The following is a 15,970-nucleotide window of genomic DNA, read 5'->3' as shown; positions in this document are numbered from 1 at the left end:
AAATACTTAAAAACGTTAACATACGAAATAAAAAAGCATCTTTTGAATACACATTTTTGGAGACGTATGAAGCCGGAATTGTATTAAAAGGTACTGAAATAAAAGCCATTCGGATGAGCAAAGCTTCAATTAGTGAGGCATATTGCTTGTTTGATAAGGAAGAACTTTGGATTAAGAATATGAATATTTCTTCATACGATAAAGGCTCTTTTTACAATCACGATCCTTTGAGTGCGCGCAAATTGTTATTGAAAAAAGCAGAATTAAAAAAGCTCTTCATGCATTCTAAAGAAAAAGGCTTAACGATGATTGCCTTGCGCTTATTTACAAATGATCGTGGCTATGCAAAAGTAGAAATCGCCTTGGCAAAAGGGAAGAAGCTCTTTGATAAACGTGAGTCGATTAAAAGTAAAGATAATGAGCGAGAGATGCAGCGAACAAAGTACTAAGTATAGAGTACTGAGTACAAAATACTCTAACACAGTGGTCTGATACTCAAAAAATACGGTTATATACAAGACTTTACTAAATTTTGAAAATAAAATATTTCAAATACTCCGTACTTTGTACTCTGTACTCAGTACTTTTCTAACATGAAACAATACGGAATTTGTCATTTAAGTGTCGTGCCCATGCGGGCGGAAGCAGGTGATCGTCATGAGATGACTTCACAATTGTTGTTTGGTGATTGTTTTGAAATTATTTCCCAATCTGAAGATGGAAAGTGGAAGTATGTTCAAAATGATTTCGATAGCTATAAAGGTTGGATCGATGCGAAGCAATATTTGTCAATTGATGAGGCCTATATGCATAAGCTGAATCTTACACCTGCTGTTTTTTGTAAATCCTTGTATGCACTTGCAAAAAGTGAAACACGTTTTTTTCCTTTATTGATGGGATCTACCGTGCCTTTGTATAAAAATGGAATTATTGTAGTAGGTGATGAGCCCTTTATTTTAGAAGGCGATGTGGGTTATGCAGAACCATTTAATGCTAAAAAAATTGAACAAACAGCGTGTTTGTATTTAGGTGCACCTTATTTATGGGGCGGTAGAACGCACTTTGGTATTGATTGCTCTGGTTTTATACAACAAATTTATCGCATGTATTCCATTCCATTGCCACGTGATGCCTATCAACAAGCAGAACTTGGAATGACGATTCCATTTGAACATTACCAACAAGGCGATTTGGCATTTTTTAAAAACGAATCGGATAAAATTACCCACGTGGGCATGATGTTGAATGGCAATAAAATCATTCACGCATCTGGACAAGTACGCATGGACTTAATAGATGAGCAAGGTATCGTGCATGCAGAGAAGCGCATCTATACACATAGACTGGCGTTTATTAAGAGGGTGGGCTTATAGTTAATTATGAATTAGGAGTTATGAATTATGAATGGGATTGTATTTTTAATAATTTCTGCTTTAAATAAAAGATGGATCGAAAATTACTTATTTATATATTGACCAATCCAATTAATTTTTTAATCTGTCATCAGATATATTCAATTTCTAAATTATATAAAAAATACAATTTAGAAATTAAAGATAAGAAGGGTAAAGGTTATGAGCTTCGTTCTACTTCCGATGATTGGATCCTAATATTATATTTCACAGTGAACATCTTTTCACTTATTGCATTAGCCCAATGGGCTTTTAATTATGGCTTGTTTGATTTTTTTTATCAATACGATTTTGATTATATATATTATACAATATTGGTTTTGTATTCAATTTTAATAGTTAAAATTATAATCATGGATGCTTCAAAAGCCATGTATTATAAAAGTTTGATTCGTTTTTTTAGAGTCTATAGGTATAAAGAATTTACGATTCCGTCTCATTTTAAATTTTATAAAAGAATGACATTTGTAATCCTAATCATAGAGATTATACTATTTAAAGTAATACTTTAAATTTTGTTCTATTTAATTTGCCCATTCAATACAATGCTACATCCTATTTTTTTATCCTGTGATTCCCATTAAATCCCTTAATGCGAATTCAGACAAAAAATAGTAGAATGAATAATCCCTCAATATGTGATTCACAATCATATAGATTTCAATAGATTTGTATATATAATTATTGCCATTTTTAATTGAATATATCTTATAAGTTGCAAATAATTCGTAAGTTTGTATTTAAATAATATAGGAGTGAAATGATTTTCTGCGTCCATCTTCATAATGGTTTGAAAGTTAATACTAAATTTCAATTTCTTATATTTTGTTGGTTTTGTGTGTTTACTATTGTTTAATAATGAATTTAATAAATCGTTTGGTTCGAATAAGTTACTTTCTTTTTTTTCTTCTCTGTCATTTTTTTGTTCAAGCTCAGGAAGGTATACCGCTCATTAAGAAATATTCCGTTGAAGATTATCATGCTGGTATAGAGAATTGGGATGCCATTGAGGATAATAATGGTATCTTATATTTTGCAAACACTGCCGGCGTATTGGAATATGATGGTGTACACTGGCATCTCATTCAAACGAAAAGTGGTACTGCAACGCGTAGTTTAGCTAAAGACTCTAGCGGAACAATATATGTAGGTGGTGATTATGATCTTGGTTATTTACGGGCTAATTCAGTTGGAGAAAAAGAATATATATCCTTAATGGATAAATGTCCTAAAGAAATTCGGTCACTTATTAAAAATGTGTGGAAGGTATTTGTTTTTCAAAATAAAATTTTTTTTCTAACAGAAGGTAGTATTATTATTTTTGATTCTCAAAAACAATTTATTAAAATAGTTAAGAGTGATATTTATTTACGTTCTGTTTTTGTTATTAATAATGGTGTATACGCTTATAGCAATAGTAAAGGTATTTTGTATTTTGATGAACAAAAACTAGACTTTACTATTTTTTATACAAAGCCAGAGTTGCTAAATCGTTCCATTGAATTTATTTCAGCACATCCTAAAGGAGGTATTCGTTATCATCTTTTTGATGAAGGATTTTATCGATTATACGATGGAACAATTACGATTGAGAAAAAAACAACTACTAACAATTTAGACACAGATTACATTTTTTGTCAAGAATATTTGGGCAATGAACTTGTTGTAGGAACTACCATTGGAGGACTATATGTCATTGATTCAGATGATTTGACAACTAAATATCATTTTGATAAGCAATTTGGATTAATTGACAATAAAATATTTGCAGTGTACCAAGATTGCTATAAAAATATATGGGTCTGTCATGAAAATGGATTAAGTTATATTGGATTTAACACACCCATTCGATTTTTTGATGAACGCATTAATATAAATGGTGTGGGTCTTTGTTCTGAAATTTTTAAGGGGTATGTTTTTTTAGGTACAAGTCATGGGCTATTTTCTTGTAAAGAAAATCCGGATGCCGGTTTTTCTAATTTCGAACTATTTGAAAGCTTGCGTCAACCAATATTTTTTTTGAAAGAGCATAAAACGAAACTTTTAATCGGTACGCTTCATGGATTGTTTCAATATGATGGGAAAAATCTTGAAAATTTGTCTGAATCAAACTTGTATAAAAATGTTAGAGCCTATCCTTTGGGCGAAGATTATTATATAACATCTACAAGCAAAGGATTTCAGTTATTGCAGTATAAAAATGGATTTAACGTACTAACCGACATTGTTGGCGCTAAACAAGAGATATTTGACTTCGAAATTGACTTAAATGGTCATGTTTGGATTATTGATTCAGAAAATAAATTATTTAGGGGGGAATTAAATAAAACCCTTGATTCAATAACTGTTTTTCCTCCTTTCAATGAAACACTTGATTCCAAAATTAAATATTTGTCATTGACCACTTTTAATAATAATATTATTTTAGGTACTAATAGTGGCCTATACAAGTACAATATAAAATCTAAATCTATTAGTAAAATTTCTTCTGGAATAGAAAACAAAATTGATAAGGCTAGCATACCCTTAGTTTTCAATCAAAACAATTCGAATCTATGGTTACAATCTTCGAACTTTCAACAAGGAAACTTGGACTATACAATTGAGGTGTTATCTAAAGGTTTTAGTAATATAAATACAGATAAAAATTTCAATTTATATCTGTATTTAAATAAAATTTTTAGTTTTGACAATTATACAGATTCCACATTAGCAATAGGTGTTTCTGAAGGATTTTTATTGTATAACTTAAATTTCAAAAGAGATAAATTAAGTAGAGCCCAAACATATATACGTAGTGTTATATTTAAGGATAAAAACGATACTATTTTGATAAATGGTTTATGGAAAGGTATTGGAAATATATCTACTATAATGCTGCAAGGAGACGTGACAACGGTAGAGTTTAATTGTGCTGCTAATTATTATTATTCTCCAGATAAAATTTTGTATTCATATAAGCTAGATGGGATTGATTCTGATTGGAGTGAATGGACATCTGAAAATAAAATAAATTATACCATTCAAGAGTATGGAATATATACGTTCAATGTTCGAACAACAAATGATCACATACACCTAAGTAATGAAACGAGTTATCGGTTTACAATACATAAACCTTGGTACCAGACGTATTGGTTTTATGCGATAGAAATCGGTACACTTACCTTGTTGATGTCATTATCTATTTATTTTAATCGGAAGGGGAGTTCTAAAATTAGTAGAATCAGTGCGATTATTATTATACTTACCGTGTTGACTGCGTTTGAAATTATGTCTGAATTAATGCAAGATTGGTTAGATGCACAAGGTGTTACAATCTTTGCATTAAAAATTATCATAAATATTATTATTGCATTAAGTATTAATCCGATTGAATCGTGGTTAAGAAGAAAGTTGTTTTTTAGTCCTATAAATAAGTAAAATGTTGTGTTCGATTCAAAATAGATGATTACGAACTAAATCTTTCGATACATTCCCTTTATCTAATAAAGCAGTAAATAAACTTTATCTAATAAAGCAGTAAGTCGTGATTTTTTTTAATATGCAGATTTACAAGTATTTATATAGTTATAGAATTTCCTTATAATTTAAAACATACAACCTAATACCTGCCCAATTCCTTGTAATTCAATCAATAAAATCGTACATTTGCAGTCCGTTTTAGGTTAAACGGGTGCGCAATTGCGTAAAAAAACAAATTTCAGTCTCTTGCCCGTAGGCTGATGTACAATAGGGTGAATATTATGCTTACTCCAAAACCAGAAGATTTTAACTGGGATTTAGCTGGTGACAAAGGTTTCGGTAGCAATTATACTGCTGCAGAGAAAAAAGAAATCGCTGAAATGTACGAAGGTACGTTAAGTGAAGTTACTGAAAAACAAGTATTAAGTGGTGTTGTTGTTGGTGTTACAGAACGTGACGTTATCATCAATATCGGTTTCAAATCAGATGGTCTTATTCCTTTATCTGAATTTCGTGACGTTGAAGGCGGCGTGAAAGTTGGTGAAGAATATGACGTTTACGTTGAAGATCAAGAAAATGCTGCTGGTCAGTTAGTATTGTCTCGTCGTAAGGCTCGTATCGTTAAGGCTTGGGAAAATATCCAAGGCGCTCTTGACAACGATTTGATTATTGAAGCATTAGTAAAAAGAAGAACTAAAGGTGGTTTGATCGTTGATTTATTTGGCGTTGAAGCATTCTTACCAGGTTCTCAAATTGATGTGAAACCAATTCGTGACTTCGATATCTTCGTAGGTAAGAAAATGGAAGTTAAGGTTGTTAAAATCAACTATACAAACGATAACGTTGTTGTATCGCATAAAGTGTTGATCGAAAAAGATATCGAAAAACAAAAAGCGGTAATCTTGAATAACCTTGAAAAAGGTCAAGTATTAGAAGGTGTTATCAAAAACATGACAAACTTCGGTGTGTTCATCGATTTAGGTGGTGTTGATGGTTTACTTCACATTACAGATATTTCTTGGGGCCGCATAAGCCATCCACAAGAAGTATTGGCTTTAGATCAAAAAGTACAAATCGTAGTGTTAGATTTCGACGAAGAGAAAAAACGTATTTCTCTTGGTATGAAACAACTTACATCTCATCCTTGGGATGCATTGGTTGCTGATATTGCAGTTGGTTCAAAAATTAAAGGTAAAATCGTAAACGTTGCAGATTACGGTGCTTTCCTTGAAATTCAACCAGGTGTTGAAGGTTTGATTCACGTTTCAGAAATGAGCTGGTCTCAACACTTACGTAACCCACAAGACTTCATTAAAGTTGGTGACGAATTAGAAACAGTTGTATTGACATTAGATCGTGACGAACGTAAAATGTCTTTAGGTATTAAACAATTGACTGAAGATCCTTGGACTAAGTCTGATGCTATATCTAAATATGCAGTTGGAACGAAACACACTGGTTTAGTTCGTAACTTAACAAACTTCGGTTTGTTCATCGAATTAGAAGAAGGAATTGATGGTTTGGTTCACGTTTCAGATTTATCTTGGACGAAAAAAATCAAACATCCATCTGAATTCGTTAAAGTTGGTGATAAATTAGATGTTGTTGTTTTAGAGTTAGATGTTGAAAACAGAAGACTTGCCTTAGGACACAAACAATTAGAAGAAAACCCTTGGAATACATTTGAAACAATCTTCACTCCAGGTTCAACACATACAGGTACTGTTATCACTAAGAATGATAAAGGTGCTGTACTTGAGTTGCCATACGGTATTGAAGGTTTCGCTATGAACAAACATTTAGTTAAAGCGGACGGTGCAAATGCTGAACAAGGTGATTCATTAGACTTCAAAGTATTAGAATTTTCTAAAGATGATAAACGTATTGTTTTATCTCACACGAAAACGTTCTCTGAAGTAGCTGAAGATGCTCCAGCTGCTGCAGATGCTAAGAAAAAGAAACCTGCTGCTGCTAAAGGTGCAAAATCTACTGCAGCTCCGAAAACTCCTGCTGTTGAGAAATCAACATTAGGTGATATCGAAGCACTTTCTAATTTGAAAGATACAATGGACGGTAAGAAGTAATTCTTAAATTCTATAAATAATTGAAAGTCCCGCTGAGAAGCGGGACTTTTTTTATGGCTAGAAAATTGTAGTTGTATACTATTTTCAAAGTAAGGACTTAACATGTAAAAATTAAAATCTTTTGAAAAAAACTTTATTCTTCGCAAGTTTTTCATACCTTTGTAATAGATAATAAAGGGTTTCGTGGCCGAGCGGCTAGGCAGAGGTCTGCAAAACCTCCTACACCAGTTCGAATCTGGTCGAAACCTCAAAAGCCTTCAATAGAAATATTGGAGGCTTTTTTATTTATATAAAAACCTGCACTGTAGAATTCCTTCAAACTTTTTTAATATATTAGTATACTCGTAAAAAATCACGTGTTTATAATTACCTATGAATCCACGCCTAGAATACATTCAAAACCGAATCGGACAAGTAATAACAGATAGTCCATCTGAGATCAGTAATTGGCTTCAAATGACGCCTGTGATGGCTGAAAATGGAAAGATTGTTGTGACAGTGCCCGTGCGTTTGGATATGACGAATATGATGAAAACCATTCATGGTGGAATGGTTGCAACCATATTAGATGATTTATGTGGTACGGTTTGTTTAATATCAGCTGTAGATTTTTTTTATGCTACAGTTACATTAAATGTTGATTATTTAAGACCTGCCCAAATAGGTGATGTATTAACCTGTACAGCAGAAGTTGTGCGCCAAGGTAAAACGATTATAAATGTTCATGCAACGCTAACCTTGCCAGATGGGAAAATGGTTGCCCGAGCTTCCTCAAATTTGATTAATACGCAAATTAAGACATATTGAGAAAATTCTTAAACCTCTTTAATTGTTGATTTTATTGATTTAAATGTTATTTGTGCAAATTATTTCAATTTTTTTGTAACACATACAACCATTTATTATTAATTTCCGTTAAAAACATACATTAGAACATGTTTATTTGTTTGAAACGGAATTATATAGTATAGATCATGGAAGAAATAGAAAAAACACTTAAAAAATACACTTGGAATGAAGATTCCACTATTCAAATTACATTGAATAGCAGTTGTAAAAGTATGCTAAAAGAGTTCCTGCCATTATTTAGGAGGTACACTAACGCAATCATAATTAATTACAAAGAAGGCTTATCAACCTCTGCATTAATTAATATTGGAAACGATACAATTGCGTTAGCATAAAGTAATACGATTTCTACTAAAAATTGTATTACTTTATTAAGTAAAATTGAATACGGTTCACAAATTAGTCTATCGGTAAATGCGTACTTATAGCAATTCTATTCCACCCATTTATGGCTATTATTGCCATGATCATTTGGGCTACATAATTCTCACCAAATAATTTTACAGATATGTCATACACAGAATCTGAAACCCCATGTTGATGGATCAGTGTAGTTTCTTCTGTAAGCGCGAGTATATTTTTTTCTTCATCTGTAAATAAATTTGTTTCTCTCCAAGCACTAATTAAAAACAAACGTTGCTGTGTTTCTCCGTTTTTAAGAGCTTCTTCTGTATGCATATTTAAACAGTATGCGCAATTGTTAATTTGTGATGCTCGTATTTTAATGAGATTAATGTGTTGTTTGCTTAAATCACTTGACTGTAGATACGCCTCAAAACCCAACATTGCCTTATATGCTTTGGGTTGAAGTTCGGCTAAATTGAATCTCTTTTTCATCATTATTGTGTTTTATTAGAAGATAAATTGTGTTGTTTATACCAAACTTTTTGAATCTATAAAAAATAATCGACCCCAGCCATTTAATATGAACTAATTTTCTTTACGGATTTCTTCTATTTGTAAGAGGTGTTTTTTTTATTTATTTTTCTGAATGAGAAAAGCTTTGAATTATTCTCCGGATCTTACTCACTTCACTAAATTTTGATATCGCTTCCGAACTGATTTTGCATAATGAAGAGGAGTACAAATAACTGTGTCTAAAATGCTTTTTTTGTAAGGTAAGGAGTCAAATTCAGTTGGTGTAATATGCGTTTGTTGTTATTATCTAAATGGGGATAAGTTGTGATTGATTTACCGAACTGTATATGTCGAAATGCGTTCTTATTTGAGCGTTCAAATTATATAAAATAATTTTTATGCATTGTTTAATATATTTTATTCACTTAAATCAGCTTGCTATGGAACAGATTGAAAAAGAATTGAAATCTTTTAATTGGACAAATGCCTCCGTAATTAAAATACTTTTGAATAGCAATAACAAAGAACGCTTAAAAGAGATTTTACCGCTTATTAGGCGCTATACCAACGCCATTATTATAAATTATCAAATTGATTTAGCTACAACTGCACAGGTTAGTATTGGTGCAAAAACAATAGCTGTAGTTTAATTGTCTACTTTGTATGAGTTGATTTTTAGTAGTTTTATTCCGAACTAAATATCTTTACGATCTAAATCCGTTATGAATAAAGGATTTGAAATACGCATGTCATCTATAAACGCTTCAATTCCTGTAGGGTTCTGTTTGATTTTTTCTAACTCCTTAGTAGTGATGCCAACCATTTGTAAAAATACCAGTTTCCCATGTGGTGTATTAATTGTTCCTAATTCCGGATCTTGTATAAATATTAAACCAACGATATCTGTTGGGGAATCAAACTTAATCGGGCCGTTGGTTGGGATATAATGGAATTCTTCAAACCAGTTTCCACTTTGAAAAACATAGCGTGCTAAATTATTCATCAATCCAATAGCCCACATTGGACGGTCTTCTCCTTCAACACATTTTAATCGAAATGTAAACTCAAATCCCCAGCCATTAAATTCATTTTCTGCTTTTTCTGGTGCAAAATATAAATCTGACATTCCATAACTTATGAAATGTTTGTGATGTGTTTGGTTATGCGAATCATAGATACTAGTCCCATCAATGGGGTCTGGACCTCCAATCATGTATTTAATTGCAGATGCAAAATGTTCAGGCTCCTGATTGCCATATACTACCTCTAATGCTGTATCTATTGCATCCCAGCCCGGTGATGATTCTTCGTCAAATTGTAGTTTATATGTCTCAATATCCATGAGTTTATTTAGACTAAATTTAGTGGAACGTTTTTAGAAAAAAACTAAATAATATGTTAGTTGCAAGTATTAATAAATTTGCAATTGTTTTTTTGCCAGTCGATTAATTTAAAAGAAATTAAGTTGTTTATTTTATTCCAAACATTTCCTTCAACGCATTCCATAAATTACCTTTAAGGGCAACCGTTGTTTCCAATTTTGCTAATGAATCGGCTAAAAGTATAACGGTTGAATTATGTTTCTGAATCGTATATAGATCTTTTGATAGGCGAGGAGTAAAGGCATCGGTAGGTAAGCCAAAAGATAGTATGATGCGTGGTTTTAGCTCTTCTATATTTTTTAATACTACAGGTGTTTCTACTTGCAATACACCACAGTCATTATAATCCAACTGCGCTGCTTTAACTATCTTTCCGAGCATTTCCTGCTGTGCAGGAGTCATAGTGTAAGAGGCATGCATTAAAATTAAGATACCATTGCTGTATTTTCCTGTTGGTTTTAATGGGGCAGGAGTAGCTTCTGTAACCGCTGGTATAACCTGTTCTTTTAATGTAGTTAATGAAGGAGATACAGGTATCGTTGGTGTTGGTATAGAAGGAATTGATATTGAAGGGATAGAAGGTGTTTTAGGAATTGACGGAGATGCAGTCGCAACAGTCGGTTCTTTTGCCGCTTCAGCTACTTTAGGAGTTTTTATTGCAGTTGTTATAGCTGTTTCAATTACTGGAACCTTTACAGCATTTGGATCTGTAATGATGTATAAGGTATCTGAAAATATATCTTTCCAGTTTTCAGGATTAATTGACTCTGCCATAACATTGGTATGAATTAGAAATTCTATTCTAACTACAAATTACTAAAAAAGGAATTGAATTATGAATTATGAATGATGAGTTATGAATAACTTGTCAACGATGAACGTCGTTGAGGTTTTAAACCTCGACGACGTTTTCTACACAATTCTCATTTTCAATGGGTAATGATTAAATAACACAGGTTTCACTTAAGGTTTATACGTTTTCAATTTAAACATGTAACTTGCAGACTATTATTCTATTTAACATTCAAATTAATATGTCAAAGGGACCTATTTCTCAATTCATTCAAGAGCATTATTTGCACTTTAACTCTGCCGCTTTAGTAGATGCAGCAAAAGGATATGAAACGCACTTATTAGAAGGCGGTAAAATGATGATTACGCTTGCTGGTGCAATGAGCACGGCAGAGTTGGGTAAGTCATTAGCCGAAATGATTCGTCAAGATAAAGTTCAAATCATTTCGTGTACAGGTGCAAACTTGGAAGAGGATATCATGAATTTGGTTGCACACTCGCATTACAAACGTGTACCAAATTATAGAGACTTAAGTCCACAGGATGAATGGGATTTATTGGAAAACCATTACAACCGTGTTACAGATACATGTATTCCAGAAGAAGAAGCATTCAGAAGATTACAAAAACATTTATTTAAAGTTTGGGACGACGCAGATAAAGCGGGTGAACGTTATTTTCCGCATGAGTTCATGTACAAAATGTTGTTGAGCAAAGAACTTGAACAATATTATGAAATAGATCCGAAGAATTCTTGGATGCTTGCAGCAGCAGAGAAAAACCTTCCAATTATTGTTCCAGGTTGGGAAGATTCTACCATGGGAAATATCTTTGCTTCATACTGTCTTAAAGGTACATTCAAGCCAACAATGACAAAAACAGGCATCGAATACATGATGTGGTTATCCGATTGGTATATTAAAAATTCAGAAGGTAAAGGTGTAGGTTTCTTCCAAGTTGGTGGTGGTATAGCAGGTGATTTTCCTATTTGCGTTGTTCCCATGTTGTATCAAGATATGGAAATGGAAAACATACCTTTCTGGAGTTATTTCTGTCAAGTTTCAGATTCTACAACTTCATATGGTTCGTATTCTGGTGCAGTTCCAAACGAAAAAATTACCTGGGGTAAATTAGATATCAATACACCTAAATTTATTGTTGAGTCGGATGCTACCATAGTAGTGCCTTTGATTTTTGCTTATTTATTAGGTTGGTAATTTTCTGAATTAAAATTGTCTGAATCAGGATTTACAAAATTGAAGGATTAAACAAGATTTTTAAATTGTTATTTCTAGAATTTCGTAAATTCTGATTCTTTTTTTATTAAATAATTTTATGCTTCATTTTTATTATGAAGTAATGATTGATATACTTTTTAAATGAGCTATGAAAATGACTTTAGATGAAATAACATATAAAATAAATGGATGTACAATGAAAGTACATAGCACTCTGGGTAATGGCTTTCAGGAAGTCATTTATCAACGTTGTTTGGCTCTTGAATTAGTAAAAAAAAATATTCAATTTGCTAGGGAAGTAGAGCAAATTATTAATTATGAAGGGGTTGAAGTGGGTACTAGAAGAGCAGACTTTATAGTAGACGGGAAAGTTATTGTTGAACTAAAGGCGATTATAAACCTAGAAGATGTTCACTTGGCACAAGCCAAAAACTATGTTGTAGCATATGATTTTCCAATAGGATTATTAATAAACTTCGGATCTACAAGTCTTCAATTCAAAAAAGTTTTTAATTCGAAATACAATGTTTAAAGGTAGAATCAAGTCGAAAGTAATCTTGTTTAATCTTTTAATTTTGTAAATCCTGATTCAGATAATTTCCAACTTATAAACAAAAAAGGTCATTTTCAATATATGAAAATGACCTTTTTATTTATAGTTAAAGCACTATTTCTATTTTGTGTTTCCGATAATTTGAATCCAACTTTTGTGTTCTTCACCACCGCAGCCTGCTTTTACATAGTAGTAATAAACACCGTCACTAACACCTTCTGCATTCCAGTCATTGTTGTAATTATCTGCATGGAAGACTTCATTGCCCCATGAGTTATAAATTTTTAATACTGAATTTTTGGGTAGCATTAATTTGCTATGATCGTTAATTTCTACAATTTTCAATACGTCATTCAATCCATCTCCATTTGGAGTAATTAAATTGGGAACCGTTAATTTTTGAAAATCAATCGATATGATTTTTACAGAATCTAAATCTGTTCTACACGTATTATTTTTTACGTAAACATAATACGTTTCTTCAACTGCAGATGTAGTAATTATATGCGTTGAAACTCTCGTTGAATCCAAGGTTGTTGTTCCTTTCTTATTCCACACATACGTGTAAGGACCTGAACTACCAGTAACATTTGCTTGTAATTGTCGTTGGCTTCCAACACATGCAATATCATTTGGTTTTGTAACGGAACTTATTTTTAATCCATTAACATTCACAGTTATTTTAACAAAGTCCGTTGAGTTTCCACAGGTACCTGAAATTTGATACATAAATTCATAGGTAACATTATCAGATAGGTTTGTTACGGTAGCCTTATTGGGAGGAATTGGTGTAAGCACTTGATTTGGATCCATTGTTACTGTGGTCCATGTGCCATTTCCAATTTTAGGTATATTTCCTACAAGTGTATATGCATTTGCACAAATTGTTGCATCGTCACCTGCTTTTGCAATTTCAGTTGGAGCGGATATTTCTAATGTATCATTTTTAAATGCAGAGCAATTATTTTTTGTTTCTGTAACACGAACAATACTTTTTGTGTTTCCCGCATCAGCAGTAATTTCAGTTGTTGTTGCACCTGAAATAATTGAAAGGTCACCACTTAATACCGTCCATTGGTAGGTACTTCCTGTTAATGTATTGTCTGGGCTCGCAGTAAATAGTAAGCCACTTATATTAGGACATGTTTCAGATGGGCCGTTTACCGTAGGTTTATTTACGGTAGTAGTTGTTACCATTACTGTATCTCTGTCAAATCCTACTCCGTTTGTAACAGTCCATACAACGAAAGCTGTATCGCCTGTGAACGTTAAAGTACCTGTTGCACTGTTTGCAGGATTAACACTACCAATACTGCCTGTTGCTAATTTCCATTCACCTGTTTCATCTGATTCTAAAGGGCCTGCATTTAATTTTGTAGTACGAGTATTACATAAAGGAATATTTGTACCTGCATCTGCTACTGGAGGAAAACATGATTTTAAAATGGCTTGTACAGGCACGCGTGCACAAGCTGTTCCAGCAGTTACCACCCAACGGAACATACTAGGAATTGCATTGGGAGCGTAGTTGTTATTGCTATTATTACCAGTGAAGCGAACGACATCTTGGAATGTTTGCGGGTAAGTCATTCCGTTTTGGTACCAATTCATGTTATCACCTGTAATCATTTTTAGTTTATATCCTGTGCCTGCAGGTACTGAAATACCGACAGGCATTTTTATTGGGAAGTTGCTTGAAATAACACAACCTTGAGCGGCACTAACACTATAACTTGCAGAAGTACCCACAATATTTCCAAGATTGTCTGTAACCTGCAGTACAACAGGTTTGGTCGGACAAGAATAGGTGTGTAAAGTAATATAAATAGAGTCGATATTAATTGCAGTTAATACATCAAATTTCAATTCCGTATCAACCGAATTGTCTCCTCTATCCCCAAGACCAGACAACCCACTTGCTGAGGGCAAACCAACCGTTACTCTGAATGATGCCGTATCTTCAACATAGAATGTATAGTTGGTTGGTGGAGTAGCAGTAAAGGTATATGAATCACCTCCTTTTTGAAGTAAATCTGCAGTAGCTATGCTTGTTGGGCTGTTCCACCATTTGTATTTACCATCGTTAGGTGGCGTAACATTGAGTGTTATATCACCAGCATTGCAATACGTTTTATTGGTTACTTTGGGAGCTTTTGTTGTTATAGTAATTTCGTCTTCTTGTGGTCCACAGATAGGATCCGTTACAATTACTTTATACGTACCAGGTGTATTTACAAAATAGGTTTTGTTGGTATTTGTTCCTTCAGCTACTGCTCCATCTTTGTACCATTTATACGTAACACCTATTCCTACAAATTTAGCATCTAAGGTTACAGACGCTGGATCACATAATACTAAATCTGGACCTAAATCGATTGAAAATGAATTTGTGATAACAATAATATCTGATTTTGTACAAGAGCCATTATCCGTTACACAAACAGAGTAGGTGCCAGGTTCAGTAACTATTTTTGTATATGGAGCTAGTGCGCCGAAACCCGTTGTTCCATCATTCCATGTTATCGTAGTAGTTGCGTTTATCGGAACATTTGCGTTTAATACAAGTCCCGCAAGACCAAAGCCACACAATGTTTGATCAGGGCCTAATTTGGGTTGTGGACCCGCTGATCCATATTGACAACCTGGTATAAATGAAATGTTATCGATTGCAAAATCTGACTCTCCGCCATTTCCACTACAACCCGTTGTTTGGTTGCCTTCTATGCTAATAGTTACGGTAGCAGGAGGTGTTAAACCAGAGTTCCAAACGGTTTCATATTTTATCCAACCGCTAGAGGATGGGTTTCCACCACCAAAAAGTGGAGCCGAAATATTTGAACCTATGTTAGTACCGTCAACATCTAAATTAACGATACCCGGATAATTTGGATTGTCTTTTAACGAATTAATCCAAAATGAAAAATAGTAATTTGTATTTGGTTTTACAGGAATATTCGTTTGCTTCCATATTTTTAGACCCGGTGTACACACACCGTCAATCATTAAAAACTTATCCGTACTTACACCAGTTTGGCCGTTAAAGGGGGAAGAAAAGGCATTGTTGAAAAATGTCATTTGAGAAGCCGTTCCTACATATAAATTACCTGGAGTGGAAAATCCTGAAGTGAATTGATTGTAATCTGTTTGCCAGTTGTTAAAGCCATCCGAAAAATCTCCATTTACAATAAGATTTTGACCCGATAATAAATCGGTCGGACAGTTCTGTGCATTTACAGAATAAATAGATTGCATTGCGATGCAAACGAATACTAAGAGTATATTTTTTTTCATTTAGAAAATAATTTTTTACCTATGTCTATTATACTTATATAAGAAA

At 33.1% G+C, this 15,970-nt stretch carries 14 protein-coding genes and 1 tRNA gene; 11 read left to right on the top strand and 4 right to left on the bottom strand.

The window, feature by feature from the left end:
* Positions 1 to 2: 2 nt before the first annotated feature.
* The 8 genes from smpB to Q0543_RS02945 all read left to right on the top strand — a co-directional run bounded on the left by smpB (position 3) and on the right by Q0543_RS02945 (position 8,145).
* A complete protein-coding gene (gene smpB, locus Q0543_RS02980) occupies positions 3 to 449 on the top strand; it encodes an SsrA-binding protein SmpB (protein ID WP_299248898.1) in 447 nt (148 codons plus the stop codon).
* A gap of 144 nt (positions 450 to 593) precedes the next feature.
* Complete coding sequence (locus Q0543_RS02975; RefSeq protein WP_299248895.1) at positions 594 to 1,373, top strand: C40 family peptidase; 780 nt, start codon at positions 594 to 596, stop codon at positions 1,371 to 1,373.
* A gap of 71 nt (positions 1,374 to 1,444) precedes the next feature.
* Entirely contained in the window at positions 1,445 to 1,924 is a 480-nt protein-coding gene (locus Q0543_RS02970) for a hypothetical protein (RefSeq protein ID WP_299248892.1), read from the top strand.
* 346 nt (positions 1,925 to 2,270) lie between these two features.
* On the top strand, positions 2,271 to 4,835 hold the full coding sequence (locus tag Q0543_RS02965) for a triple tyrosine motif-containing protein (protein ID WP_299248889.1): 2,565 nt from the start codon (positions 2,271 to 2,273) through the stop codon (positions 4,833 to 4,835).
* A gap of 302 nt (positions 4,836 to 5,137) precedes the next feature.
* Positions 5,138 to 6,961, top strand: a complete 1,824-nt coding sequence (rpsA, locus tag Q0543_RS02960; RefSeq protein ID WP_299248886.1) for a 30S ribosomal protein S1 — start codon at positions 5,138 to 5,140, stop codon at positions 6,959 to 6,961.
* A gap of 177 nt (positions 6,962 to 7,138) precedes the next feature.
* Positions 7,139 to 7,209 (top strand) — tRNA-Cys (locus Q0543_RS02955).
* 124 nt (positions 7,210 to 7,333) lie between these two features.
* On the top strand, positions 7,334 to 7,768 hold the full coding sequence (locus Q0543_RS02950) for a PaaI family thioesterase (protein WP_299248884.1): 435 nt from the start codon (positions 7,334 to 7,336) through the stop codon (positions 7,766 to 7,768).
* A 167-nt stretch (positions 7,769 to 7,935) separates the two neighbouring features.
* Positions 7,936 to 8,145 (top strand): hypothetical protein, encoded by a 210-nt coding sequence (locus Q0543_RS02945; RefSeq protein WP_299248881.1) that lies wholly within the window; start codon positions 7,936 to 7,938, stop codon positions 8,143 to 8,145.
* A 64-nt stretch (positions 8,146 to 8,209) separates the two neighbouring features.
* On the opposite strand, the gene Q0543_RS02940 is transcribed toward Q0543_RS02945, so the two are convergent.
* Entirely contained in the window at positions 8,210 to 8,647 is a 438-nt protein-coding gene (locus Q0543_RS02940; RefSeq protein WP_299248879.1) for a carboxymuconolactone decarboxylase family protein, read from the bottom strand.
* 419 nt (positions 8,648 to 9,066) lie between these two features.
* Here Q0543_RS02940 and Q0543_RS02935 point away from each other — a divergent pair, with 419 nt between their 5' ends.
* Positions 9,067 to 9,318, top strand: coding sequence for a hypothetical protein (locus Q0543_RS02935; protein WP_299248876.1), 252 nt, complete (start codon positions 9,067 to 9,069; stop codon positions 9,316 to 9,318).
* A 44-nt stretch (positions 9,319 to 9,362) separates the two neighbouring features.
* On the opposite strand, the gene Q0543_RS02930 is transcribed toward Q0543_RS02935, so the two are convergent.
* Positions 9,363 to 10,010, bottom strand: coding sequence for a suppressor of fused domain protein (locus Q0543_RS02930; protein WP_299248874.1), 648 nt, complete (start codon positions 10,008 to 10,010; stop codon positions 9,363 to 9,365).
* Between the two features lie 127 nt (positions 10,011 to 10,137).
* Complete coding sequence (locus Q0543_RS02925) at positions 10,138 to 10,824, bottom strand: hypothetical protein (protein WP_299248871.1); 687 nt, start codon at positions 10,822 to 10,824, stop codon at positions 10,138 to 10,140.
* A gap of 260 nt (positions 10,825 to 11,084) precedes the next feature.
* Here Q0543_RS02925 and Q0543_RS02920 point away from each other — a divergent pair, with 260 nt between their 5' ends.
* Positions 11,085 to 12,059, top strand: a complete 975-nt coding sequence (locus Q0543_RS02920; protein WP_299248869.1) for a deoxyhypusine synthase family protein — start codon at positions 11,085 to 11,087, stop codon at positions 12,057 to 12,059.
* 175 nt (positions 12,060 to 12,234) lie between these two features.
* Positions 12,235 to 12,612, top strand: a complete 378-nt coding sequence (locus Q0543_RS02915; protein WP_299248866.1) for a GxxExxY protein — start codon at positions 12,235 to 12,237, stop codon at positions 12,610 to 12,612.
* A 141-nt stretch (positions 12,613 to 12,753) separates the two neighbouring features.
* Here the strand turns inward: Q0543_RS02915 and Q0543_RS02910 are convergent, their stop codons facing one another.
* Positions 12,754 to 15,924 (bottom strand): gliding motility-associated C-terminal domain-containing protein, encoded by a 3,171-nt coding sequence (locus tag Q0543_RS02910; protein ID WP_299248863.1) that lies wholly within the window; start codon positions 15,922 to 15,924, stop codon positions 12,754 to 12,756.
* Positions 15,925 to 15,970 lie beyond the last annotated feature (46 nt).

The sequence above is a fragment of the uncultured Cytophaga sp. genome, assembly GCF_937863595.1.
In the GTDB taxonomy this organism is placed as follows: domain Bacteria; phylum Bacteroidota; class Bacteroidia; order Cytophagales; family Cytophagaceae; genus Cytophaga.
Note: the sequence above shows the minus strand (reverse complement) of the source record. Positions and strands in the feature narration are given on the sequence as shown.

Bases quoted from the DNA above. Each gene is read 5' to 3' on its own strand.
- Q0543_RS02925 (WP_299248871.1), bottom strand. From the start codon at position 10,824: ATGGCAGAGTCAATTAATCCTGAAAACTGGAAAGATATATTTTCAGAT.
- Q0543_RS02910 (WP_299248863.1), bottom strand. From the start codon at position 15,924: ATGAAAAAAAATATACTCTTAGTATTCGTTTGCATCGCAATGCAATCT.
- rpsA (WP_299248886.1), top strand. From the start codon at position 5,138: ATGTACAATAGGGTGAATATTATGCTTACTCCAAAACCAGAAGATTTT.
- Q0543_RS02930 (WP_299248874.1), bottom strand. From the start codon at position 10,010: ATGGATATTGAGACATATAAACTACAATTTGACGAAGAATCATCACCG.
- Q0543_RS02915 (WP_299248866.1), top strand. From the start codon at position 12,235: ATGACTTTAGATGAAATAACATATAAAATAAATGGATGTACAATGAAA.
- Q0543_RS02970 (WP_299248892.1), top strand. From the start codon at position 1,445: ATGGATCGAAAATTACTTATTTATATATTGACCAATCCAATTAATTTT.
- Q0543_RS02935 (WP_299248876.1), top strand. From the start codon at position 9,067: ATGCATTGTTTAATATATTTTATTCACTTAAATCAGCTTGCTATGGAA.
- Q0543_RS02920 (WP_299248869.1), top strand. From the start codon at position 11,085: ATGTCAAAGGGACCTATTTCTCAATTCATTCAAGAGCATTATTTGCAC.
- Q0543_RS02940 (WP_299248879.1), bottom strand. From the start codon at position 8,647: ATGAAAAAGAGATTCAATTTAGCCGAACTTCAACCCAAAGCATATAAG.
- Q0543_RS02945 (WP_299248881.1), top strand. From the start codon at position 7,936: ATGGAAGAAATAGAAAAAACACTTAAAAAATACACTTGGAATGAAGAT.
- Q0543_RS02975 (WP_299248895.1), top strand. From the start codon at position 594: ATGAAACAATACGGAATTTGTCATTTAAGTGTCGTGCCCATGCGGGCG.
- Q0543_RS02965 (WP_299248889.1), top strand. From the start codon at position 2,271: ATGAATTTAATAAATCGTTTGGTTCGAATAAGTTACTTTCTTTTTTTT.
- Q0543_RS02950 (WP_299248884.1), top strand. From the start codon at position 7,334: ATGAATCCACGCCTAGAATACATTCAAAACCGAATCGGACAAGTAATA.